Here is a 26,159-nt window from a genome sequence, read left to right as displayed (position 1 = left end):
CGGTAACGGGGTTTTTCTTCAGGTCGTGAACTCACCGCGGTGCAACGGGGCATCGCGCAAACGGTGACGAATCGACGATCCAATGATTTCCGATGGCCGATCAAAAGTTATTGGGAGACCGGCAAATGTCACATCGCGATGATTTGTCCGCTGCATCGCCACGCGGCTCAGAGACGGGACCGGGCGTCGTTGCACGTTTCGAAACGATACGCGCGCAATTCGGCGATCGCCTTGCCGCCGTCGACGCAACGGGCGACGAGCGCTATGCCGATCTCGGCGACCGTTCGGCGCGGCTAGCAACCGTTTTGCGCGAACGCGGGCTCGCCGCGGGCGAACGCTGCGCGATCATGGTGCCGCGCAGCCGCGACACGCTCGCGCTGATCCTCGCGATCCTGCGCGTGGGCGCGGTCTATGTGCCGCTCGATCCGGCCTATCCGCGCGCGCAGCTCGATTTCATCGTCGCCGATTGCGCGCCCAAACTCGTGATCGCCGATGCGAGCACGCTCGCGAACGCCGGCGATTCGCACGGCGCATACGGCGCGCCCGTCGATCTCGCCGAACTCATCGCCGCCGCGCAACACGCCGCGCCCGCCGCGCCGCACGCGAGCGATCGCGACGACGCGGCCTACATCATGTACACGTCGGGTTCGACCGGCAAGCCGAAGGGCGTGATCGTTCCGCATCGCGCGATCCTGCGTCTCGTGCACGGCCAGACCTTCACCGCGCTCACGCCGGACACGCGCTTGCTCAATCTCGCGCCGCTTGCGTTCGACGCAAGCACGCTGGAAATCTGGGGCCCGCTGCTCAACGGCGGATGCGCCGCGATCATCAACGAAGTCCAGCCTTCGCTCGACGCCATCGCCGCCGAAATCGCGCGGCTCGGCGCGACGAGCGCGTGGTTCACGGCGGGTCTCTTCAACGCGCTCGCCGACTATCGGCTCGAAGCGTTCGCGCCGCTCCACGACGTGCTCACGGGCGGCGACGTGCTGTCGCCGCTGCACGTGCGCAAAGTGATGGACGCGCACGCCGCAGTGCAAGTCGTCAACGGTTATGGTCCGACCGAAAACACCACGTTTTCGTGCTGCTTTCGCATTCCGCGCGACGAAGCGCTCGCACATGGCGACGCGATTCCGATCGGCTACGCGATTGCCGGCACGCAGGCGTATATCGTCGATGACAAACTCGCGCCGGTCGCCGATGGCGAGGTGGGCGAACTCGTGGTGGGCGGCGACGGCGTGGCGCTCGGCTATCTGAATCGTCCGGAATTGACGGCCGAAAAATTCGTCGACGATGTCTTCACGCAAGGCGCGAAGCTCTATCGCACCGGCGACCTCGTGCGCCGCCGCGCGGACGGCGCGATCGACTTCCTCGGCCGCAACGACCGGCAGATCAAGATCGCGGGCAAGCGCATCGAACTCGATGAAATCGAACATGCGCTGCGCGTCGCGCCGGGCGTCGCCGATGCGGCAGTCGCTGCATTCGAAGGCCGCAACGGCAAAGCGATCGCGGGCTTCGTGAAGGCCGACGCGGCTTCGGCTGCCGCCTTCGTCGACGCGCTGCGCACGCATCTGAAAGCGGCGCTGCCCGATTACATGGTGCCGACCGAACTGCGCGTGCTGCCCGACTTCCCGCTCACGCCGAACGGCAAGATCAATCGCAAGGCGTTGCTCGCGGAACTCGATATCGCCGCCGCGCCTTCGGCAAGCACGCAAACTCAGACGCAATCGCAATCGCAAGAGCACGACCTCGCCGACCCGCTCGCCGCCGTGTTCGAAGGTCTGCTCGGCAAGCCCGTCGACCGTCGCGCGAACTTCTTCGACCTCGGTCTGCGCTCGCTCGATCTGATGCGCGCGCACGCGATCATCGCGCGCGACGTCACGCAAGGTCTTGCGCTCGTCGATCTGTTCCGCCATCCGAACGTCGACGCTTTGGCCGCGCATCTGCGCGCCACGCTCGGCGCGCCGCAAGGCGGCAAGCTCGAAGCGCGCCGCACGCAGACGAGCGGCGCCATCGCCGTGATCGGCATGGCCGGACGCTTTCCGGGCGCGCGCAACGTCGCGCAACTGTGGGCGAATCTGCTCGCGGGCCGCGACTGCGTCACGCATTTCGATGTGTCGGAACTCGAAGACAGTTTCGACGACGCCATGCGCCGCGATCCGAGCTACGTGAAGGCGCGCCCGATCCTGCCCGACGTCGATCGTTTCGACGCGGGCTTCTTCGGCATGCTCGCGCGCGAAGCCGCGCTGACCGATCCGCAGCAGCGCCTGTTCCTCGAAATCGCGTGGGAAGCGTTCGAGGACGCGGGCTACGATCCCGCCGCCGTCGCGGGCGCGGTCGGCGTGTTCGCAGGCACGTCGATGAACACGTACTTCCTCAAGCACGTGCTCTCCGACCGCGCCGTGATCGACGAATTCACGAGCCAGTTCCAGATCGGCGAGTATCAGAAGCTGGTCGGCGCAGGCGATTTCGTCGCCACGCGCACGGCGTACAAGCTCGGTCTCAAAGGCCCGGCGATTTCGGTGCAGACGGCCTGCTCGACCTCGCTCACCGCGATCGGCCTCGCCGTCGAAAATCTGCGCGCGGGACGCTGCGACATGGCGCTGGCCGGCGGCGTGTCGATCACCTTCCCGCAGAAGCGCGGCTACTTCTACCAGGAAGGCGGCATGGGCGCGGCCGACGGCGTGTGCCGTCCGTTCGACGCGCACGCGCAAGGCACGGTGTTCGGCAGCGGCGCGGGCGTGGTGCTACTCAAGCGCCTCGAAGACGCGCTCGCCGACAACGATCCGATCAGCGCCGTGATTCGCGGCGTCGGCATGAACAACGACGGCTCGGACAAGGTCGGCTTCACCGCGCCGAGCGTCGACGCGCAGGCGCGCGCCATCGCCATCGCGCACGCCGAAGCGGGCATCGATCCGGCGACCATCGGCTATGTGGAAGCGCACGGCACGGCCACGCCGCTCGGCGATCCGATCGAATTCGCGGGGCTCGTGCAGGCGTTCCGTCTGGGCGGCGTGGAAGGCGGCCAGTTCTGCGCGCTCGGGTCCGCGAAGGCGAACGTCGGCCATCTCGATGCGGCCGCGGGCGTCACCGGTCTGATCGCGGCGTCGCTCGCGCTGCGCGAGCGCACGCTGCCGCCGCTCTCGCATTTCCAGTCGCCGAATCCGGGCATCGATGCGGCGCGCAGCCCGTTCTACTTCAACACGGCCGCGCGCGCATGGACCGAGGGCTCGACGCCGCGCCGTGCGGGCGTGAGTTCGTTCGGCGTGGGCGGCACGAACGTGCACGTCGTGCTCGAAGAAGCGCCGCTGCGCGAACGCGCCGATGCGCACGCCGATACGCACGCCGAACCCGCGCCGCAGATCCTGCCGATTTCGGCACGCAGCGCGGCCGCGCTCGAACGCGCGAAGGCGAATCTCGCCAATTATCTTGCCAACCCGCTCGCGTCCCCTCCGCCACTCGCGCTCGCCGACGTGGCCGCGACGCTGCAAACGGGCCGTCGCGCGTTTTCGCATCGCGCGGTGATCGTCGCCGAAACGCTCGATCAGGCGCAGGCGAAGCTGCAAAAAGGCGCGCTCGAAGCGCAGGCGCCGCAAGCCGCGCCCGCCGTCGTCTTCATGTTCCCCGGTCAGGGCGCGCAGTATCCGGGCATGGGCGCGGCGCTCTATCGCAGCGAGCCGGTGTATCGCGAGTGGATCGACAAGGGTGCGGAAGCGCTCGCGCCGCATCTCGGCCTCGACATCCGCACGATGCTGCTGGGCGACGTGCCCGAAGGCGACGACACACCGCATCCGATCCGCTCGACGATCTACGCGCAGCCCGCGCTGTTCCTCACCGAATACGCGCTGGCGCAGTTGTGGATCTCGCGCGGCGTGCGGCCGACGGCGATGATCGGCCATAGCGTCGGCGAACTGGTCGCGGCCTGCGTGGCCGAAGCGATCGAATTCGAGGACGCGCTGCGGCTGATCGCGCAACGCGGCGCGCTGATGCAGTCGGCCGAACCGGGCGCGATGCTGGTCGTGCGTCTGCCCGAAGCCGAACTGCGCGCCGCGCTGCCCGAAGACGTCGATCTCGCCGCCATCAACGCGCCGACGCTGAGCGTCGTGGCCGGTCCGTTCGCGGCCATCGAAGCGTTCGAGGCCACGCTGAAGGCGCGCGATATCGAACATCGGCGCCTGCATACGTCGCACGCGTTCCACTCGCGCATGATGTCCGGCGTGGTGGAAGAACTGGCCAAGGTCGCGGACCGCCTGACGTTCGCGCCGCCGAAGATTCCGTATGTGTCGTCGGTGACGGGGCAATGGGCGGCGTCCGATCGTCCGGTGTCGGGCCGCTACTGGGCCAGCCATTGCCGCGACGTGGTGCGTTTCGCCGATGCGCTCGCGACCGTTACCGCGCAGGGTAAGCCGCTGCTGCTCGAAATCGGCCCGGGCCGCACGCTTGCGACCTTCGCGACGCAAGGGCTGACGAAGGACCGCTATCAAGCCGCCATCGCCTCGCTGCCCGATTTCGCGCAGCGCGAACGCGAACTGAGCGTGCTTGCCGAAGCGACCGGGCGGCTCTGGCTCAACGGCGCGACGCCGGACTGGCGCGCGCTGCATGGCGCGGATGCGCGCCGTATCGCGCTGCCGACGTATCCGTTCGAACCCGAACGCCACTGGATCGACGCGCCCGCCACGGCCGCCGTTCGACCCGCTGCCGCACAAGAACAAACGCAAATAACGACGCAAGAACAAACGCAACTACAGACGCAACTACAGACGCAAGCGGCGGCGATTGCCACGCCCGCTTCCACTCACGCGATTACCGACCATTCCCAGACCGCCATGGCCCAAACCGCTCAAATCGACCGCAAGCCGCGTCTCGTCGCCGAACTGGCGTCGCTCCTCACCGAAATGTCGGGCGAGGCGCCGGACACGTCCAATCCGGATGTGACCTTCTGGGATCTCGGCTACGACTCGCTGTTCATGGGTCAGGTCTCGCGCCAGTTGCGCCGCCGCTACGACGTGACGATCAGCTTCCGCCAGATCATGAGCGACTACCCGACGCTGCCCGCGCTCGCGCAGTTCCTCGACGGCGCGCTGCCGCCCGATCCGGAACCCGTGGCCGCGCCCGCGCCGGTTGAAACGGCTGCGGTAGTGGCTGCGCCGATCGCTGTCGCGCCGGTCGCTGCATCGACTGTCGCCGCGCCGGTTGCGACTGCTGTCACCGCCGTGACCGCGCTGCCTGTCACGGGCGACGTGCAATCGGTGATCCGCGATCAGATCGCCGCCATGCAGTCGCTGATGACGCGTCAACTCGAAGTGCTGCAAGGCGTGCCGGTCGCCGTCGCTCAGCCCGTTGCGGCGATCGCGGCACCGGCGGCAGTTGCAACACCGGTTGCAGCGCCGGTTGCAGCAGCAGTTGCAGCGCCCGTAGCGGCAGCACCCGCAGCAGCAGCCCACGCCGCCGGTCCCGAAATCAAGTTCGAGGAAAACCGCCCGACGCGCTTCACCGCCTACAAGCCCGGCGCGACGACCTCGGCGCAGATGACCGACGTGCAAAGCGCCTTCATCACCGATCTCGCCACGCGCTACTCGGCCAAAACCGCCACGTCGAAGTCGCGCACGCAGACGTACCGCGCCGTGCTCGCCGACCCGCGCACCGCGAGCGGCTTCCGCGAAGAATGGAAGGAACTCGTCTATCCGATCGTCGCGCAACGCTCGAAGGGCTCGAAGATCTGGGACGTCGACGGCAACGAATACATCGACCTCGTGAACGGCTACGGCCAGACCGCATTCGGCCACACGCCCGACTTCGTCGTGGAGGCCGTCAACGCGCAAATGGCCGAAGGCTTCGCGATCGGACCGCAATCGCCGCTCGCGGGCGAAGTCGCGCAGATGTTCGCCGACATGACCGGCCACGAACGCGTCACGTTCTGCAACACGGGCTCGGAAGCCGTGATGGCCGCGATGCGTCTCGCGCGCACGGTGACGGGCAAGGACAAGGTGGTCTGCTTCGACGGCGACTATCACGGCCAGTTCGACGAAGTGCTCGTCAAGCCGGGCAGCGAAGCCGGCGTGCCGCGCGCGTTCCCGCTCGCCCCCGGCATCCCGAACAGCTCGGTCGGCAACATGGTCGTGCTGCCCTACGCGCGCTCGGAAAGCCTGGAGTGGATCAAGGCCAATATCGACGACATCGCCGCCGTGCTGATCGAGCCGGTGCAGTCGCGCCATCCGAATCTGCGTCCGAAGGAGTTCGTGCAGCAACTGCGCGACGTGACGGCCGCGAACGAATCGGCGCTGATCGTCGACGAAGTGGTGACGGGCTTCCGCGTGCACCCAGCCGGCATGCAAGGCTACTGGGGCATCAAGGGCGACATGGCCACGTACGGCAAGGTCGTCGGCGGCGGTCTGCCGGTGGGCGTGCTCGCGGGCAGCGCGCAATACATGGACGCGCTCGACGGCGGCCAATGGCAATTCGGCGATGCCTCGGTGCCCGAAGTGCCGCCGACGTTCTTCGCAGGCACCTTCGTGCGTCATCCGGTCGTGCTCGCCGCGATGAAGGCCGTGCTGCTGCATCTGCAGGCAGCCGGTCCCGCGCTGCAGGAAACGCTCGGCGCGCGCATGGACGGCCTCGTGCAGCGCATCAACACGCACCTGGAAAAGGTGGGCATCGCCACGCGCGCGGAGACCTTCTCGAGCTGGTTCTACATCAGCTTCGCGGGCGAAGATCGCCTCGGCAGCCTGTTCTACGCGTATATGCGCTTCCTCGGCGTGCACATCATGGAAGGCTTCCCGTGCTTCCTGACCACAAGCCATTCCGACGAAGACATCCGCAAGATCGGCGACGCCTTCGTCGAAGCGATCGCCGCGCTGCAAGCCGCGGGCATTCTCGGCGGCACGGCGCAGCCAGCATCGATTCCGGCAGCCGCAACCGCAGCGCCCGCGCCGACGCAAGCGCCGCTGACCGAACCGCAGAAGGAAATCTGGATGTCGGCGCAGCAAAGCCATGAAGCTTCGCTCGCGTTCAATGAATCGTTCACGCTGGAATTGTCGGGCGATCTGAACGAAGCCGCCTTCGAGCGTGCGTTCGCGGCGACGGTCGCGCGACACGATGCGCTGCGCGCGCACTTCTCGCGCGTCGGCGACACGATGTTCGCCGATGCCGACGCCCGCGTGCCGCTCGAACAGATCGACCTCTCGACGCAAGCCGACGCGCACGCGCAACTCGCCGCGCTCGTCGACGCCGAAGCGCGCGAAGTCTTCGACCTCACGCGTGCGCCGCTGGCCCGCGCCGCGCTCGTGCGTCTCGAAGCAAACAAGTGGGCCTTCGTGTTCACGGCGCATCACATCATCTGCGACGGCTGGTCGATCAACATCATCCTGCGCGATCTGCAGGCGCTCTATGCCGCCGAAGTCTCGGGCACGGCCGCCGAGCTCGATGACGTGCAGAGCTTCCTCGCTTTCGCGAAGGCGCAGGACGAAGCCGGCGTCGATCAGGAAACGCGCGACTTCTGGATGAATCTGCATCGCGAAGGCGCGCCCCAACTCGACTTGCCCGGCGACCGCGCGCGTCCCGAAGTGAAGAGCTTCAATGGCGCATCGACCACGCGTCTGTTGAGCGCCGATCTGCTCAAGCAGGTCAAGACCACCGCGTCGAAACAAGGCTGCTCGCTGTTCGCCGCGCTGTTCGGCGCAGCGCAAGTGCTGTTCGGCCGCCTCGCGGGCCGCGACGACGTGGTGATCGCCGCGCCGATGGCGGGCCAGTCGCAAGCGGGCGAAGCGCTGCTCGCGGGCCACTGCGTGAACTTCCTGCCGCTGCGCGTGAAGTTCGACGGCGCGCAGTCGTTCGCCACGCACATGAAGGCCGTGCGCGATCATCTCTACGATGCGGGCGATCGCCAGAACTACACCTACGGCGCGCTGGTCCGCGACCTCGGCATCAAGCGCGACTTCAGCCGCCTGCCGCTGACCGATCTGCAATTCAATCTGGAGAAGGTCGATTCGCAGCTCGACATGGCGGGCGTGAGCACGCGCTTCGCGCCGAACGCGAAGGCGTATAGCAACTTCGATCTGTTCCTGAACGTGATCGAATCGGCGCAAGGCCTGCGTCTCGATTGCGACTTCAACACCGACGTCTACGACGAATCGACGATCCAGCGCTGGCTCGGTTACTACGAAACGCTGCTGGGCGCGATCGCCCGCGACGCCGACACGTCCATCGCCACGCTGCCGCTGCTCGGCGACGCCGAGATCCGCCATCTGCGCGACGAACTGAACGCCTCGCAGCGCGCCTACGATCTCACGCAGACGACGCCCGCGCTGATCGCCGCGCAGGCGAAGAAGACGCCCGATGCCGTCGCCGTCGCCGACGAATTCGCGAGCTTGAGCTACAGCGAACTCGACGCGCGCGCCAATCAGATCGCACGCCGTCTCGTAGCGGCAGGCATCGCCCAGCACGGCCGCGTCGCGATCGCGATGGAACGCACGGCGATGACGGTCGCCGCGATGATCGGCGTGTGGCGCACGGGCTGCGCCTACGTGCCGCTCGACATGACGATGCCGGCTGCGCGCCTGCGTCAGATTCTCGACGGCGCGGGCATTGCCGCCGTGCTCAGCGACGCGGGCAGCCGCGCCGTGCTGGAACCGGGCGATCATCGCGTGCTCGAACTGGAAACGCTGCTCGCGCAGCATCAGGACGCAAGCGTCGCGCTGCCCCGCGTGCAGGACGCCGATGCGGCCTACGTGATCTTCACCTCGGGTTCGACGGGCCAGCCGAAGGGCGTGGAAATTCCCCATCGCGCGCTGAGCAACTTCCTGCTTTCGATGGCGCAGGAGCCGGGCTTCACCGCGCAGGACCGCATCGTCGCCGTGACCACGTTCTCGTTCGATATTTCGGGCCTCGAACTGTTCCTGCCGCTCGTGACCGGCGGCCAGGTGTTCGTCGCGGGCCACGCGGAAGTGCGCACGGGTTACGAGCTGGTGTCGCGACTGAAGGCGCAGGCGTCCACGGTATTGCAAGCCACGCCGTCGCTGTGGCGCATGCTGCTCGAAGCCGGTTTCAAGGCGCCGCAAGGCTTCAAGATTCTCTGCGGCGGCGAACCGCTGCCGCGTGATCTCGCCGATGCGCTGCTCGCCACCGGCGCCGAAGTCTGGAACCTCTACGGCCCGACCGAAACGACGATCTGGTCCGCCGCCGCGCGCGTGCAGCCGACCGGCGCCGTCGTGCTCGGCGCGCCGCTCGCGAACACGCAACTGCATGTGCTGACCGACGATCTGCGTCTCGCGCCGGAAGGCGTGACCGGCGAACTGTGGATCGGCGGCGAAGGACTCGCGACGGGCTACTTCAACCGCCCCGACCTCACCGACGCCGCGTTCCGCACCATCGCCGTCGAAGGCGCGGCGCCCGCGCGTCTCTATCGCACCGGCGACCTCGCGAAGCGTCTGGCCGATGGCGCGCTCCAGCATCTGGGCCGCCGCGATCAGCAGATCAAGCTGCGCGGCTTCCGCATCGAGATCGAGGATATCGAGGCCGCGCTGCGTAAAGCGCCGGGCGTCGCGGCGGCGGCGGTCGCGCTGCATACGGTCAACGATCATCCGCGCCTCGTCGGTTATGTCGTCGAAACGCAGCAAGGCAAGGCCGATCTCGGCGAGATCGCCGCGTACGTGGCGATGGAACTGCCGACCTACATGGTCCCGACGCTGTGGATGGTGCTCGACGCGCTGCCGCAAACGCAGAACGGCAAGCTCGACCGCAAGGCGCTGCCGGTGCCGAGCGCCGACATGGTGGCCGCGCCCGCGCGTCAGGCTCAGGCCGCGCATGCAACGCTCAAGGCCGTGCCGCAGACGGCCGCGCCGGTCGAAGCGGAAAGCCCCGCAAGCGAGCCCGCGGCGCTGACGCCCACGCAAGCCACGCTCGTCTCGATCTGGTCGGACGTGCTCGGCGTGCAGCAGATCGGCATCGATCAGCCGTTCTTCAGCCTCGGCGCGGACAGCCTGCAACTGTTCCGCATCGTCGCCCGCATGAACGAGCGCGGTCTCGGCGTCGATGCGCGTCAACTGATGAAGAACGTCTCGATCGCGCAACTCGCGGCGAGTCTCGATGGCGCGCAAGTCGAAGCCGTGGCCGAAGTAGCCGCGGTCGCGCGACCCTCGATCCTCAACTTCAAGCGTCGCAACGCAGGAGGCATGTGAGCGATGAACGGGATAGCGTTGAAGATCGCGCCGACGGAAGCAGCGGATAGCGTGGCAGCGTTGGATAGCGGCTACGCGCTGTTCCCGGCGACCGCCTGCCAGACGCGGTTCTGGCATGAGCAGAAGGCCGCGCCGCACGCGTCGGCGCTGAACATCGCGTTCCGGCTGCAACTGTCGGGGCCGCTGAATGCCGCGAGTCTCGAACAGGTGCTCGCCGATCTGGTCGCGCGCCACGAAATCCTGCGCACCGGTTTTCTGATGACGGGCGCGGGGTTGCGTCAGCAGGTGTGGAGCGACGCGCCCTTCCGTCTCGACGTGATCGATCTGAGCGGTCTCGACGATCAGGCCGCGCTGGCCGAAGCGCAACGCGTGGGCGGCGAGCAGGCGCGCACGCCGTTCGATCTCGCCTCGCGCTCGTACTTCCGCGCCGTGTGGCTGCCGCGTTCGTCGACGCAAGGCGAGCTGCAACTGACCTTCCATTCGCTCGTGATGGACGGCTGGTCGTTTGCGATTGTCGTGCGCGAACTCGTCGAAGGCCTCGCCGCGCTGCATGCGGGCAAGGACGCCGCGTACGCCGACGTCGATCTGCATCACGGCGACTACGCGCTGTGGAAAGAGGAGTTTCTCGCCAGCGGCGCGCTCGATCGTGCGCGCGCGCACTGGCGCAACGAGCTGCGCGATTTCAGCCGCTTCGACGTGCCGGGCGACCGCGCGCGTGGGCAGGAGCGCCGCTTCCAGGGAGCAATTCGCTCGATCCTGCTGCCGCTCGAACTGAGCGAGCATTTGATCGCGGCGGCGAAGGCGCAAGGCGTGACGCTGTTCAGCGTGGCGGCGGCGAGTCTCGCCGTGGCGTTGCAGAAGGCCACGGGTAGCTCGAACACGGCGCGCGTCGCCATCGGCACGCAAATGTCGGTGCGCGACCAGCAGGAACTCGAAGGCGTGATCGGACCGCTGATCAACACGGTGATCCTGCGCCTCGACGTCGCGCCGGACAGCTCGCTCGCTTCGGTGATCGCGCAATGCGGCGCGAAGCTCAGCGACGCCATCGAACATCTGCACGTGCCGTTCGAGGAGATGCGCGAGATGGCCGGCGAAGCGGCAAGCACGGATCGGCCGCCGCTGTGTTCGGTGAACTTCGCGTTGCAGCAGAGCTTCGTCGGCATGGGCGACGAAGTGCGCCGCGACGCGTTCGCCGCGACCACCTCGCCATCGTTCAACGCGGGCGCGCTCTACGACCTCAACTTCTTCATGGTGCGCCGTCCGGAAGGCTGGCGCATTTCGTGCGAAGGCGATCTCGATCTTTACGACGTGGCCACCATCGACGCACATCTCGCGACGTGGCGCGATGTGCTGCAGAAAGTGGAGATCACGGCGCCGGTGGCGGCGCAGAAAGCCGCACCCGTTCATTCTCAAGTTCAGGCACAAACGCAGACGCAAATCGCAGCGGGCGTCGGCAACAGCGCCTTCATCAGCCAGGCCGAGATGGATGCGAAGGTGCAAAGCGTCGTGCGCTTCAACGAGGACGGCACGCAGACGCCCATCATCGTGCTCAACAACGTCGCCGTGTTCTACGAACTCGCGCAGCAGGTGGGCGCGCAACGCGCCATCGTCGACATGCCGATGGTGCCGAAGACGCCGCAGCACTTCCCGCCGCGCGCCTTCGAGGACATCGCCGCCGACGCCGTGCGCCTCATCAAGCGCATTCAGCCCGAAGGCCCGTACATCCTGATGGGTTATTGCGTGCTGGGCGCGATGGCGCTCGAAGCCGCTCATCAGATGCGGCGCGAAGGCGACACGGTGGAACTCGTGATCCTCAACGACTCGTGGCGGCCCGGCTATCGCGAATCGATGCCGTGGTACGACAAGATCCTGCGCAAGATTCAGGTCCGCAGCGACGACATTCCGCGCGACTTCCGCGCGACGAGGCGCGGCGAAATGTCGATGATCCATTTCCTCCAGCAATTCCGCACGGTACGCTGGTTCCGCCTGATCCAGATCGGCCTCAAGCTCGGCCTGCTGAAGCAGGATCCCGGCGGCAACGTGGTCGACGAAAACCTCTGGTATGGCCGCAATATCGGCTATCTGCGCGAGCAACAGGCGCGCTACCGTCCCGCGCCTTACGACGGCAACGTGCAGATCTTCCGCAGTGCGCAGGTGCTCAAGGGACGTCTGTTCGCGAACGACATGGGCTGGGGCGACGTGGTGACGGGCAAGCTGGTCGTGACCGAAGTGCCTGGCATGCACAACCAGATGTTCCGCGCAGCGGGCTCGGCGGTGATGGGCGAACAATTGCGCACCCGCCTGGCGGGCATCGAGACGCAAGGTGTTCGCAGCGATGTCAGCAGCAGCGCGGCGAACAGCGCGGACGACCGCGACGCGCCCGCTCCCTTCACGCGCCCGGCGCACGCCTGACGACACGCAAGGATCGCTTCATGTCGCCTTCGCGCAGAGTGCTGGTGGTGGCGTTTTGCAGCGCGCTGACGCTCGTCGCCCTGTGCGTGAAGCTGGCCGCGCCCGGCCTGTTTCGCCGCGCGCCCGTGGCGATGGCCGCGACGGCGGCGGCGGCGGAACGGCCGGACGCGAAGATCCGTTTCGCCGTGCTCGGCGACTCGGACAGCCAGTCCTATCACGACACGCTGATGCTCGGCGGCCCCGACATGCGCGGCGGCGCGTGGCGCGCCACCACCTGGCAGTGGACCGAAGTGCTGGCGCGCCTGCGCGGCGATCAGGTCGATCTCGGCGCATGGGGCGCTTGGGGCAGCGGCAAGGTGCGCGCCTACGTGAACGAAGCGTTCGGCGCGTCGGCCCGCACGCCGCGCAAGGACGACTATCGCTACGACTTCGCCGTGAGCGGCGCGAATTGCAGCCAGTTGCTCGGGCATTCGCAGCGCCAGGCCATTCGCCTCGTCGAGTTGATGGACGGCGAATCCGAAGCCTGGCGCGGCGGCGTCGTGCTGATCCGCATCGGCATCAACGACCTCGGCGATCACGCGGTGCTCGACGCGCTGTCGCACGATCGCAACGCGCCGGAGCCGAACGCGCGCATCGACGCCTGCCTCGCCGAGATCGGCAAGACGGTGGCGCTGATCCGCTCGCATCATCCGGATACGCATGTCGTGCTCGTCGGCGTGCTCAGCAATGCGGACTGGTCGATCGAGTTCGACAGCTGGCAGTCCGGCGCGGCGATCGCCAATATCGATGCGGGCCTCGATCGCTACGACAACGGCTTGCGCAAGCTCGCGGCCGCAGATCGACAGCATGTGGTTTTTCTCGACGATCGCGCGTGGTTCCGCGGTCTATGGGGCGCGCGCGACGCGCAGGGCCGCCCGCGCTACAAGACGCTGCGGCTTCCGCCGGGTTGGGCCGTGACCAATACGTCGGGCGACGATCCGCACAATGCGGTGCTCTCGGACGGGCACGCGGGCGTGGTCTGGAATACGCTCTGGACGCAGCATCTGATCGCCGCGCTGAACACCGCGTTCGGGCTGCATATCGAACCGATCACGGACGCGCAGGTGTTGAGCTTCTTGCAGCCGAGCTTTGCCGCGAATTCTGCGGCTTCGACGCATGCGGCGGTGGCTCCCCTCACCTCCGTCGCAGCGCCTTGAATCACTCGAAGCGTTAGCCCGCTCTCAGCCCATCCGCTCGATCAATTCCCGCCAGCAGGCAAGAATCGGTTCGCGCGCGAAGATCTGCAAATGGCGGCGAGCCTGGTCGATTCTGCGCTGACGCTCGTCGGCGGGCATGGCGGCGAGCGCCTGCATGCCCATCGCGATCGATTCGAGTTCGAGCGGATCGGCGTCGAGCATCGCGTCGCCGCCCACTTCAGTCAGAATGCTGGAGCGCGACACGAGGCACGGCAAGTCGTGCTCGATCGCCTCGATCACCGGCATGCCGAAACCTTCGAGCAAGCTCATCAGCACGAAGCCGGATGCGTTGCGGTACAGCCAGCGCAATTGCTCGTCCGTCGTATAACCGGGCAGCACGACGCCTGGCGTCTGCCGCGCGAGATTAATGGCCGTGTCGGCGCCCGGCTCGCGGCCACCCACCACGACATACTGCCAGCCTTGCTGCGCGAGTCTGCTCGCCGCGAACGCCTCGATGCAGCGCGCCTGATTCTTGCGATCGCCCACGCTGCCGACCGTCAACAGAAAACGCGCGCCCACACCGTCGACAGCCTTCGCTTCGCCGTCCTTCACGCCGAGCCGCGTGGGAATGTAAATCACCTTCGACGACGCAAAATCACAGCCATACAGCCGGTGAAATTCCTGCTGCGAAGTCTTGCTGACAAACACCATATGCGGTTTCACGCGGCGAATCTGGTCGTACGCACGCAGATACAGATCGTCGACGCCTGGCGCGAAATACTGCGGATGCGTGATCGGCCCGACATCGTGACACAGCACGATATCGCGCGGCTCCAGCCGATGGCGCACCACGCTCAACGGATCGAGATGCAAGGTCGGACGCGGATCGCGTATCACCGGCAACACCGCGGCGAACGGCGAGCGATACACGCGCGCGAGCGTTTCCTTGTGCGTCAGACGGCCCACGACGCGGCGCATCAGATCGCTGTGCGGAAACTCGTGCCACCGTCCGTAACGCACGCGCGAGACCTGCCCGCCCAGCGTCGAAATAATATCCTTGCCGAGAAATAGCTTGCCGGTGCGGTCGTTCAGCGCCAGCGAAAAATCGACATCGATCGACATTGCTTGCTCCACTATGCGTTGCATCAGCGCGTCGCGCCGGTCACGGTTCGCAGCGATTCGACCAGACTGCGGGCCGCCGACTGCCAGGTGAAGCGCGCCGCCTGGCCGTATCCGCTCGCGATCAGCGATTGCCGCGCGGACACGTCGTCGAGCGCCGTGAGAATCTGCGCGCGCCACGCGCTCGCGTCGAACGGATCGGCGTATAAAGCCGCGTCATCGCACACTTCCGGCAGCGCGCCAAGCGGCGCGGCGATCACCGGGCAGCCGAGCGCCATTGCCTCCAGCGGCGGCAAGCCGAAGCCTTCGGTCAGCGAAGGAAACGCGAGCGCCCCCGCGCGCTGCATCAGACCGACGAGTTGCGCATCGCTCACGCGGCCCGCGAATCGCGCGTTCGGCGGCACGACATGGCCGAGCGATTCGAAATCCGCGCGCGTCGCGCCGCCGAACAAAACCAGTTCGATGTCGCGCAATGCCGGATCGGCAAATGCTTTTAACAACACGCCGATATTCTTGTGACGCTGCGTATTCGCGAGCGCCAGCACGTAACGCTCGGGCGTGAGTTTCAACGCAGCCAACAGTGTTTCGTCGGGACGCACCTGAAAAACATGATCGCAGCCGTTATGCACCACGACGATCTTGTCCGCGCTCGCAATGCCGTAACGCACCAGTTCCCGTTTCGAGAACTCGGAAACAGTGAAGATGATCTTGTGCCGCTTGCCAATAAAGAAATATTGAAACTTGTACCAGAGGCGGAAAGGCAGCGAATAGGAATCGGGCGACGAATAAACCTGCGCGTCGTGAATCATCGTTGCCGAATCACGGTGCAGCAGCGGCCCGAGATTGCAGAGGTTGAGAATGAAATCGCGGCGCCGCGCAAACGGAAAATAGCACTGCTCCCATGCAATGCGATGCATGCGGCGCGCCCAGCGGCTCTCGCGAATGCACGCGATATTGCGGTAACGCGGCACGTTCACGCGATCTCTCACCACCAGCGCGTAATCGACGTCGCCGCCTGCGTGCGCGGCAATCAACGCGTCGGTGGCCGCCACGAGCTGTTCGGCCACCCGATGCACGCCCGTCGGCGCCGCGCCGAAGAATTTGCCGTTGAACGCAATCGTCCTCATAGTTTTTCCGCGCGCTCGGGCGTCAGTCGGCCGCGCACGAAATCGCAGACGCCGATCCAGTTGCCGCGCAAGCGCCCGCGCCGGTCGACCCACGGTTCCGGCACGAAGCTGCGCACGACATTGCTCGATACATTGCGCAGCACATGACGCAGCGCGTCGCGCAGCGGCATGGTTTTCTTCTGCACCAGATACAGCGGATTGATCACCTGCGAATAGCCGAACTTGCGCCCGGATACGCGTCCGCGCTTGACGCCCATATGCACGCCCACCGCCGTATTGATGCGCACGACGCGGCCGCCGCGATTCCAGATCTGGCCGCCGAAATCGCGATCCTCCTGCCAGCCGTACAGCACGAGACGTTCGTCGAAACGCAGCCCCGCAATGCTGCTGCACCGGAACGCCATGTTGCAGCCGTACGGACCGCCGGTCGGCGCGATGTGCATGTCGCCCGGCAGGTCGTTCGTGTTCGCGACGATCGCGCGCGCTTCCTCGTATGAGTAGCCGGGGCCGTGAATGCCGTCAGCGAGCACGGTGCCCGTCACGCAGGCAATCGAGGCGTCGGTTTCGAGCGCCTTCAATGCCTCGGCGATCCAGCGGCCATGCATGAGGAAATCGTCGTCGAGAATAATGACGACGTCGAAATCGGACGGCACATGATCGAGCGCGCGATTGCGCTGCACCGAACTGCCGGGCCGCCCCTGGATCACGAGCAGGCCGGGCCGCGAGCGCAGGTCGCCGACGTCCGCATCCGACACGCAGGACACGATGATCAGATCGGGTTTGACCGTTTGCAGGTCCACAAAGGCGACGACCTGCTGAAGAATTTCCGCACGCCCCAGCGTCGGGAAGATCACGCAGACTTTCGGCTTCTTGTCGAAAGGAGACGGATTCATTGTTTTACCTGTTGCGAAGTTATTCGCGCCAGCGCGCCAGTCGCGCATTCAAGGACACTGCATTGCCATTGCCGATAAAACCGCGCAGCAAGCCCGCGCGCGAGACGCCGAAGATCAGCATCGCGAGCAAGGCGGTTTCGCCGATCAAGCGTGCTTCGGCCATGCCTTCCGCGCCGCGATAGCTGGCCAGCGGAATCGCCACCAGCAGATTCACCAGCGCGCTCGCGAAGCCCGTCCACAGCAACAGTCGTTCGAGCTTGCGCGGCAAGATGAAATACAGACCCAGCACGCGCGTGCACACGCTGATCGGCAACACGAACACCATCAGGTTGAGAATCGGCACGGCGGGGCGGAATTCCTGACCGAATGCGAGCGGCACGAGCCAGTCCGAGAGGGCTTCGGTGAGAATCACGCCCGCGATCGCGCCCACGAGAAACACGGCAAAAATGCGCCGCGCGAACCAGTTGGCTTTCGCTTCGTCGTGCGCGACCAGATACATGACTTTCGGCGCGAGCACCTGGGCGGCGGGCGCCATCACGCCTAAAGCGGCGGCGATCAGGCGCTCGGAGATCCCGAACGCGCCGACTTCGGCGGGCGAGGCCATCAGCGACAAAATGTACGACGACGCGGCAAGCATCAGAATCGCCGTGCCGTTGTAGAGAAAGATCGTGGTGGAACGCTTGATCAGCGCGAACGCGGCACGCAGCGGCACGAGCCAGCCCGTCGACTCCTTGCGGACCAGCCAGTAGGACACGCCGGTTTGCAGCAGCCCGGAAGCGAAGGTCAACGGAAAAACAAGGCCGACGTCCGAAGGCTTGTGAATGAACACGAACAGCATCATGAGCGACAGCGCGAGCCCCATGACTTCGATCGCCATGTTCGTACGCACGCGGCCCGTGCTGGAGAAATACCAGCCGAGATTGAACGCGGCGAGAATACCGCCCGCGACGATGAAGAACGGCGCGTACGGCACGCTCGAAATCACATCAGAACGAAATGCCGCGATCAGGCCGATCACTACCGCCGGTGCCGCGATCACGAGGCGCGCCGTGAAGTGCTCGCGAAAGACCACGTCGTGATGGCCCGCCTGATCGGTTTGCACGAGTTCGCGTCCGCCGACCGTCGACAAGCCGAAGTTCACGAACAACCACAGCGAATTCGACAACGACGTGCCGGCCAGCACCACGCCGTAGCCGCCCGCGCCCAGCACGCGTCCGTAATAAGGAATCAGGACGAGCGGATAAAGGTAGCGAAACGCGTACGACAGGTAGACGGCGAACAGATCGAGTTTCGACAGCGAGGTGTCGAGCTTTTTCATGATCCCCCCTGCGAAACCCAGCGCGCACGCGCCATCGTGCGACGCGATACGCGCGGCGACAGGGCTCCGGCCGCCGCCGCGAAGATGTAGAACGGCGCGCCCAGTTCGAACACCCCGGCGGAAGCGGAGGCCACGATGAGCGTCGCAATCATGCCGTGACGAGCCGCGTAGCAGATGGCGCGCTCGCTGAAGCCGTACGCGCTGGGGATCGGCGTGAGCAGCGACGTACCGAGAAACATGCCGTAGCACACCACGCCCACCACGCCGAGATTCGCCAGCACGACGATCAGGAAGCTCGACGTGCGAATGCTGCCGAGCCCGACGCCGATGCCATAGGTATCAAGAAAGTTGGTGACGCCCTGCGCGTTCCAGCCCATCCGCTCGACGCCCGACGAACTGCCGGCCTTGCTGAACACGGCCGTGTTGAAGAAGTCGGTGATCGCATTGGCCACGCTCGGCAGGAACAGAATCACGTAAAGCACGACCAGCAGCCCCGCGCAGGCGCCGACCACCCAGAGCCGCTGCTTGCGCGCGATCGCCGAACGCGAGATCACGCCGGGGCGGCTGAACACGAGCACGCCCGCGTAAGCGCCGAGCCCGACATAGGCCGTGCCCGACGTCGACAGCAGCAGCAAAATGCCCGTGGCCAGCGCGAGCGAGCCCGCGATTTTGGTGCGATAGCCCACGAGCCAGAGATTCAGGCAGAAGATGAACAGCGGCAGCGTAAAACCCGAGAACGCCGAGGTCTCGCTGAAGGTGCCGCTGATGCGCACGAGGCCGCCCATTTCCTCGCCGGTCAGGTCGGCGAATTGAGCGGTCTTGATCGCGGACATCGCATCGATACCGGCCGCGTGAAAGACGATATCGAGGCAACCGGCAACCACGTCGAGCGCTGCCAGCACGAAGATCGCATTCGCGAGCGTTCGATAGACGCCGCGATATTTGAGGAACGCGTAGGTCGCGCAATAGACGATCACATCGCTGACGCAATAGACCGACTGGGACAGATTGCCGGACACCGGCCCGAGCGGTTTGAGCAGCACTTCCTGGCTGCTGCGGTCGACCGGATACACGAGCGTCGAGCCGAGCAGCAGGCGCGGCAACAGGATCGCGCCCACGACGCCCCATACGCAGGTGCACAGCAGCCAGAAGCCGGGCTTGTCGAGCGAGACCGCATCGGCGAGCGTCTTGCCGCCGGCGAGATTGAACGCCCGGATCGCGAAAAAAGCCAGAAAGAGTTGCGCAGGCAAGATCCCGATGCTGCCGAGGCCCACCGCCTGTGTGCTGCCAAACAGCGCAAACACCATCATCGCGTAGATGGCGCAGCGATGCGAGGTGTACAACGCCACCAGTCCGGTGACGAACACGATCAACCCGTATATCGACACGTCCCTGCCCCCAAGATTCGTTCGCCCGCCGATCACGCGCGCGCGATGTCGCTCATGTCGTCAGGCCTGCTTATGGCAGCGGCTCAAGGCACATTCGAAGCACATTCGAAGCGCGCTCGAACAACCGTCATGCCGACTGCCACCGCCGCACCACTTGTGGCGCATCGGTGAAGCCCTTGCCGGCGTCCATCGCGCGCTCAACCACGCTGAGAAACTCCTGTTTGAAGCGCTCTTCCGTGAAGCGCATCGCATTGCGCCTGCATACCTCGGGCTTGAGCGCGGGCTGACGCTCGAAGCGTTCCACTGCTTCGACGATGGCCTCCACGCTCTGCTCCGCGAAGAAGAGGCCGGTGCCACGTTCCGGGTCCGGCGAATCGATCACGATCTCGCGCGAGCCGCCGCGTCCGAATGCGATCACCGGCGTGCCGCACGCCTGGGCTTCGACCACCGAAATGCCGAAGTCTTCTTCCGCTGCCACGACGAATGCGCGCGCGCGTTGCATGTGATCGACGAGCACCGAGTCGGGCTGATAACCGAGCAAGGTCACGTTCGGCGCGGCGCAGGCTTTCACGCGCTCGAAATCCGCGCCGTCGCCGATCACGACGAGACGTTTGGACGGCATCGCCGCGAAAGCCTCGACAATCAGCGGAATGCGCTTGTACGGCACCATGCGCGAGGCGATCAGATAGAAGTCCTCGTGCCGATCGCTCAATTCGAAACGCTGCACGTCGACGGGCGGATACACCACGGTCGCTTCGCTGCCGTAGGCCTTGCGAATACGCCGCCCCACGAAGGCGGAATTGGCGACGAAGGTATCGACGCCGTGCGCCGTGCGCTGATCCCAGATGCGCATGTAATGCAGCAGCATGCGCACGATCCAGCTTTTCACGCCGCGCTGCAAACCCGCTTCGGAAAGATATTGATGCTGCAGATCCCACGCATAGCGAATCGGCGAATGCACGTAGCTCACGTGCACCTGATTCGGTCCCGTCAAGATCCCCTTGGCCACGGCGTGGCTCGACGAAATCACGAGATCGTACGAAGAGAGATCGAACTGCTCGATCGCGAGCGGCATCAGCGGCAAATAGCTGCGAAACGACGAACGCGCGCGCGGCAGATGCTGAATGAACGACGTTTTCGCATGACGTCCGCCGAGCTTGCCGCGTTGCGCTTCCGGAAAGAAGTCGACCACGCTGAACAGATCGGCTTGCGGAAACAGCTGGAGAATCTGTTCGACCACCTTCTCCGAGCCCGCATAGGTCACCAGCCATTCGTGCACGAGCGCGACGCGGCCAAAGCGGCGCGTGTCGTTCGCCGCATTGACCACGTTAGCCACATTGGCCACGTTCGCGAGATTGGCGAGGTTCGAGGCAAGTGTTACATTAGCCACGGCGAAATCTCCTCGATCAGCTTGACGGCGGTGGCGTGCCAAGTCAGCTCCGCCGTGCGTGCGCGGCCACGTTCGCGCAGGGTCGCGCGCAACGCGGCGTCGGCCGTGATGCGTTCGAGCAGTTGCGCGAGTTCCGCGGGGTCGTCCGGCGAGGTGTAGAGCACGGCATCGCCGCACGCTTCCTGCACGGCCGGCAGACGCGAGGCGATCACCGGACAGCCGAGCGCCAGCGCCTCGACCGGCGGCAGCCCAAAACCTTCATAACGCGACGGATACACGAAGCACGCCGCGCGGCGATACAGCGCGGCCAGTTCGCCGTCGCTCACGTAGCCGAGATGCCTGACGAAGCCGGGCAACGCGTCCTGCCCCGTGCCGTAGACTTTGGCATCGCCGCCGCCCACCACCACGATGTCGAATTTCGCGTCGCGAATCCGGCGCGCCGCATCGGCTACAAGCTGAAAATTCTTGTGACGATTGAGGCTGCCAACGGCGAGCACGAAGGGGCGCTCGCCCAGCGACGCGGCCACCTTGTTCTCGTCCTGTTGCACGCGCAGCATGTGCTCGCCACTCTCGTACACCACGCCGATCTTGCGCGCCGGAATCCGGTACGCGTCGGACAACTCGCGCCGCGAGAATTCCGACACGGTAATCACGCGCTGCGAAACCCGGCCGATACGCGGCGCCATCAGCCGATACCACGCGACGAACGAGCGGCTGTAGCTATCGGGCACACGCGCGGGCGCCGCATCGTGCAACACCGTGACCTGACGCCGATACATCAGCGGCCCGGAATTGCAGAGATTGAGCAGCAAGCGCCCACGCGCGGCCTGCGGCAAAGCCAGTTGTTCCCAACGCAAACCGCCGCCCTTGCCGCTCGCACGCAGCCCGACATGCCGGAACGGATTCGCCATGCCCGCCAACGCAGCGGGCACGATGATCTCGCTGCGCAGTCCGGCCACACGCGGATCGCCCGACTCGATCAATTGATCGAGCGCCCGAATGGTCTCGAACGCGAAACGATCGACGCCGGTCGCGCGCCGTCCGAGAAAACGGCCGTTGATCAGCAGATTGGGAGCAAGCGGGTCTTTCATTGGATCGGTCCAGGGCATCGCTCATGACCCGGCGTCATCCGTGCGCGCAAGCACCGCGACACACGACCGGATTCGACGAGCCACACCATGCAATTGGTATGGACCGAAGTGTGGCCGATCTTCCCCGCGTCGAATGTTCGCCTACGCTCATGCCGCGCCATTTCGCGCGGCGCGCGGCGCGAGCGAGGCGCGACCGAAGCGCAAGCAAGGCGCAATGTGCTGCGCACCACGTAGCGAAGCAGTTAATTGGTCCGCTGAAATAAAGACATTTCTATAATTCCTCCGGAAAATCCCGCCACGCCGCCGGAGCATCGAGTTGGACGAATGCGTCAGCGCGTCCCGTCTATTCCGGGCGGCGCCTTTCGCCATCGCTGCACTCACCGACGACATCCATGGCACGTCCAACCCGCCTGTACGGCCTCCAGCATTTGCGCTTTTTCGCCGCGTTCGCGGTGCTCGCGCATCACATTCTCGAAGAAGCCGCCGGCAGTTCGCTGGCCATCGTGCCCGCTTCGGCGACGCGCGTCGGCGCGTGCGGCGTCGATATCTTTTTCGTCATCAGCGGACTGGTGATGTGGCATACGACGGGCGGCTTTTCCGCGCAAACGTCGGCACGCCGATTCTTCTCCCGCCGCCTCACGCGCATTTTTCCGTCGTATTGGGCCTGCGTCGCCATCATGGTCGTGCTGGCCGGCAGCGGGCTCGCGTTCAAGCATATGGAACTGGACGCGGTCGGCATCGCCGAATCGGTTTTCCTGTTGCCGCCCACGACGTCGTCCGGTCTGATTCTCGGCGTGGCGTGGACGCTCATCTACGAGCTGTATTTCTATCTCGTCTGCACCGTCGTGCTGTGTTTGCCGTGGCAGCGGCTACGCACGCTGGGCATCGTCGCGCTGCTGGCCGCCGTGCCCTTCGTGCTCGATAAACTCGGCGCAACCGCGCAGGCGCAGTATTACGGCAGCCCGCTCGTGATCGAATTCCTGCTCGGCATTGCGCTCGGTGCGATCGGCACGCATTTGCCCGAGCTGGGCCGGCGCACGTGGCAACTCCTGTTGCTGGCTTGCGTCGCGCTGTTCTGGTGGGCCTCCGCCGCCTCGCCCGACACCGCGACGTTCGGTCTGCCGAATTCGTTCAGATGGTGGGCGTGGGGCCTGCCGTCCATGCTGCTGGTCGCGCTGTTCATGCAGATCCCCGACGATCGAAACCGCATCGGCCGTTCGCTGACGACGCTCGGCAACGCTTCCTATGTGCTGTATCTCACGCACGGTTTCTGGATGAACGCCTTCGCGAAGGCGATCAAAGCGGGCGTGTTTCATTCGACGTTCAGTCTTTATTTCGCCGCCGCGTGCGTGGCCTGTATCGCGGTGGTGTTCGCGCTGGTGGTTCACCGGTATCTGGAGAAACCGCTGCTTTCGAAGCTCGACGGCAAGCGTTCGCGTCTGCGCGAAGCGGCTATGAGCTGAGGTTTCAAGCGGAATTTAAAACGTCTGAAAATGAAAGCCCGACGGTCTTACGTCGGGCTTTTTTGCGTCCGGCTTCCGCGTATCGGCGACGATTAAAGTCACTGCGTCGAGCGGCTTTTCATGCGTGTATCGCGCGGTTCAGGATGTTCATCACGGCTTGCATTCCTGTTCGCGCGCGCGGATGTGCGAACCGGAACTAGGCCTTGGCAATTGCTTCTTTGTCGCCATTCACCCGCGCTCGTCCGCATTCATCCGCAGAATGGAAGAAGCCCACCACGGGTTCACCGTGGTGGGCTTCCTGTTTAACGCTTTCGTGGAATTCAGCGCTGCGCCATGCCCGCGTCTTTCGCGAAACCGTGGCTCGAATAACCGTAAGCGGCATACGCATCGCCGTAACGGCCTGGACGCGAGGTCATATCGTTGAAGATCACGCCGCGAATCGGCACACCGACCTGTTCGAAACGGCGCACCGACTCGCGCAGTTCCGCCACGCTCGTCGTGCCCTGACGCGCGATCACGAACACCGTGCCCGCAAGCTGTCCGATGATGCCGGCGTCCGCGACCGGCAGCACCGGCGGCGCGTCGATCAGCACGAGGTCGTAGGTCTCGTTGGCCCAATCCACGAAATCCTTGAAGCTGTCCTGACGCAACAGTTCGCTCGCGTTGGTCACATAACCGCCCGTGGCCACGAAGTCCACGCCCGGCATCACCTGACGATGCACGACCTGGTCATAGTCCTGCAGATAATCGACCACATCGGTCAGACCCGGGCTGCTCGGCACGCCCGTGTGCAGATTCAGCGAGCCGCGCCGCAGGTCGGCGTCGATCAGCAACACGCGCTTGCCCGATGCGCCGGACACTGCGGCGAGATTCACCGAGACGAACGATTTGCCCACCATCGGCGTCGGCCCCGCGAGCAGCACGACATGATTCGACGCATTCGCCAGCGAATATTCGAGCGCGCTGCGGAAGCTGCGCAGGCTTTCGACCGCGGCGTCGAAGGCCGCCGTATGCGCGAGCACCGTGTTCGTGCCGGGCGTGCCGTTCGGCACGCGGCGCGTGAGCGTATGTTGCAGACGGCTCCGCGGCACGGCAGCGAACACGGCAAGGCCGGTTCCCACTTCGATCTCGTCGACGAGCGACACGCCGCGCTTGAGACGATGACGCACCAGCACGATCGCCGCGCCAACGAACAGCCCCGTGAAGAACGCGGCAATCACCAGCACCGCGCGCTTGGGACGAATCGGCCCTTCCGGCGGCACGGCCGCGTCGATCATGCGCACGTTCGACACGCGCCCGGCCTTGAGCAGACGCATCTGCTCACGGTTGTTCAGCAGGTTCGTGTAGATGTTCGTATCGACGGTGACTTCGCGTTGCAGGCGCACGAGATGCTGTTCGAGCGGCGGCAAGGCGCGCGTCTGTCCCGCGAGTTCGCTCATCGCCTTTTCGGCTTCCGACAATTGACCGTTGATTGCAATCACGGCCGGGTTGTCGTCGGTGAAACGCGCGAGCAACAGCGCGCGTTGCCCACGCAGGTCAGCGAGATGTTGCTGCGCCTGCGCCGAACTCGCCAGCAGCGAGGTCGCTTCGGCGCCCAGATTCACGGCGCCATGTTCGGAACGGAACGTGTTGTATTCGTTCTCGGCCTTTTCGAGCTGATCCTTCAGTTGCGGCAATTGCTTGTCGAGGAAGGCGATCGACTTCTCCGCTTCTTCCTGGGTGCGCTGCGCGTTCTGGCGGATGTACTCGTTGCCGATCGCGTTGAGAATCGTGCTGGTCAGCACTGGATCGCCGCCGTCGAGCGCGACGCCGATCACATCGGATTCCTTGCCCTTTTCCGAAATCGCCAGCGCCGACTGCAACTGCTGGATCGCACTCAGTTCGGAGCTGCGCGAGAGGTTGAACACCACGCCGGGCTCGCCGTCGATGCGGTTCACGAGCAGGTCGATCGTGCCGCCCACCACCGGCGCGTGCAGCGTCTCGCCCACCTTGCCTTCGAGCGTGGTGCCGCCGAACGCGAGCGTGTACGCGCCCTCGCCCTGATACGTCAGCACGAACGGGCGGCCCATCAGGCGCGCCGGCACTTCGAAGCTCGACACCTCGATGGCTTCGTCGCCCCACGCATAACCGCCCCAGCCGGACCAGTTCGAGAGATTCAGATGCTGCGCGGCCCAGCGCCCCACGACCGGAAAATAGCGCGGCGACGCATGAATATAGAGCTTGGTCGCGTTGACGGCCGCCGAAACGACCATGCGCGAACGCAGCACTTCCATTTCCGCCGAGGCCTCGGTCTTGATCGCGAACTGCGAAGACAGATCGGCGAGCGCCGACTTCGCGGCGTTCGGATTTTCCTCCACCTGGATCAGCATGTCCGATTCATACACCGGCGCCGCCAGCAGCGCATACACGCAGCCGACGAGCGTGCACAGCACGGTCGCGACCAGGATCGTCTTGCGGCCGGCATAGAGCGTATCGAGCAGATTGCCCATGTGTCCGCTTTCGGGCGCGACCGGCATCATCGAGTCGGCCGGCCCCTCAAGCAAATATTCGCGCTGATTCATTTTTATCCTCTCCGTGACGAAGGCGCCGAAAGGCGCGCTTCGCGTTCATG

12 protein-coding genes are annotated in these 26,159 nt (G+C 65.5%); 4 read left to right on the top strand and 8 right to left on the bottom strand.

Annotated features, from left to right (window positions below):
* Positions 1-125 precede the first annotated feature (125 nt).
* From BMY06_RS04415 to BMY06_RS04405, 3 genes are read left to right on the top strand one after another with little or no spacing between them, the layout of a single operon-like run.
* Entirely contained in the window at positions 126-10,172 is a 10,047-nt protein-coding gene (locus tag BMY06_RS04415) for a hybrid non-ribosomal peptide synthetase/type I polyketide synthase (protein WP_074981678.1), read from the top strand.
* 51 nt (positions 10,173-10,223) lie between these two features.
* Positions 10,224-12,584: a condensation domain-containing protein gene (locus tag BMY06_RS04410; protein WP_244144286.1), complete on the top strand. Its 2,361-nt coding sequence runs from the start codon at positions 10,224-10,226 to the stop codon at positions 12,582-12,584.
* A 20-nt stretch (positions 12,585-12,604) separates the two neighbouring features.
* Positions 12,605-13,780, top strand: coding sequence for an SGNH/GDSL hydrolase family protein (locus BMY06_RS04405; RefSeq protein ID WP_074981676.1), 1,176 nt, complete (start codon positions 12,605-12,607; stop codon positions 13,778-13,780).
* Positions 13,781-13,804: 24 nt separating this feature from the next.
* Here BMY06_RS04405 and BMY06_RS04400 read toward each other — a convergent pair whose 3' ends face one another.
* The 7 genes from BMY06_RS04400 to BMY06_RS04370 all read right to left on the bottom strand — a co-directional run bounded on the left by BMY06_RS04400 (position 13,805) and on the right by BMY06_RS04370 (position 22,085).
* Complete coding sequence (locus tag BMY06_RS04400; protein ID WP_161495532.1) at positions 13,805-14,881, bottom strand: glycosyltransferase; 1,077 nt, start codon at positions 14,879-14,881, stop codon at positions 13,805-13,807.
* A gap of 23 nt (positions 14,882-14,904) precedes the next feature.
* On the bottom strand, positions 14,905-16,005 hold the full coding sequence (locus BMY06_RS04395; RefSeq protein ID WP_074981673.1) for a glycosyltransferase family 4 protein: 1,101 nt from the start codon (positions 16,003-16,005) through the stop codon (positions 14,905-14,907).
* Positions 16,002-16,898: a glycosyltransferase family 2 protein gene (locus tag BMY06_RS04390; protein WP_065057235.1), complete on the bottom strand. Its 897-nt coding sequence runs from the start codon at positions 16,896-16,898 to the stop codon at positions 16,002-16,004. The genes BMY06_RS04395 and BMY06_RS04390 overlap by 4 nt, the downstream gene beginning before the upstream one ends.
* Before the next feature lie 19 nt (positions 16,899-16,917).
* Positions 16,918-18,216: an oligosaccharide flippase family protein gene (locus BMY06_RS04385; protein WP_074981671.1), complete on the bottom strand. Its 1,299-nt coding sequence runs from the start codon at positions 18,214-18,216 to the stop codon at positions 16,918-16,920.
* Positions 18,213-19,604 (bottom strand): hypothetical protein, encoded by a 1,392-nt coding sequence (locus BMY06_RS04380; RefSeq protein WP_124263306.1) that lies wholly within the window; start codon positions 19,602-19,604, stop codon positions 18,213-18,215. Before BMY06_RS04380 ends, BMY06_RS04385 begins: the two co-directional genes overlap by 4 nt.
* Before the next feature lie 127 nt (positions 19,605-19,731).
* A complete protein-coding gene (locus BMY06_RS04375) occupies positions 19,732-20,949 on the bottom strand; it encodes a glycosyltransferase family 4 protein (protein WP_065057367.1) in 1,218 nt (405 codons plus the stop codon).
* 32 nt (positions 20,950-20,981) lie between these two features.
* Entirely contained in the window at positions 20,982-22,085 is a 1,104-nt protein-coding gene (locus BMY06_RS04370) for a glycosyltransferase family 4 protein (RefSeq protein ID WP_074981669.1), read from the bottom strand.
* Between the two features lie 392 nt (positions 22,086-22,477).
* On the opposite strand from BMY06_RS04370, the gene BMY06_RS04365 reads away from it, so the two are divergent.
* Positions 22,478-23,548 (top strand): acyltransferase family protein, encoded by a 1,071-nt coding sequence (locus tag BMY06_RS04365; RefSeq protein ID WP_074981667.1) that lies wholly within the window; start codon positions 22,478-22,480, stop codon positions 23,546-23,548.
* A gap of 320 nt (positions 23,549-23,868) precedes the next feature.
* Here BMY06_RS04365 and BMY06_RS04360 read toward each other — a convergent pair whose 3' ends face one another.
* The gene (locus BMY06_RS04360) at positions 23,869-26,109 is read right to left on the bottom strand and encodes a GNVR domain-containing protein (protein ID WP_074981664.1); all 2,241 of its coding nucleotides are present in this window, start codon (positions 26,107-26,109) and stop codon (positions 23,869-23,871) included.
* Positions 26,110-26,159: the final 50 nt, after the last annotated feature.

The sequence above is a fragment of the Paraburkholderia tropica genome (assembly GCF_900109265.1).
GTDB classification, from domain to species: Bacteria; Pseudomonadota; Gammaproteobacteria; order Burkholderiales; family Burkholderiaceae; genus Paraburkholderia; species Paraburkholderia tropica.
The sequence above is the reverse complement of the archived record's forward strand: the minus strand, read 5'-3'. Positions and strand labels throughout refer to the sequence as shown.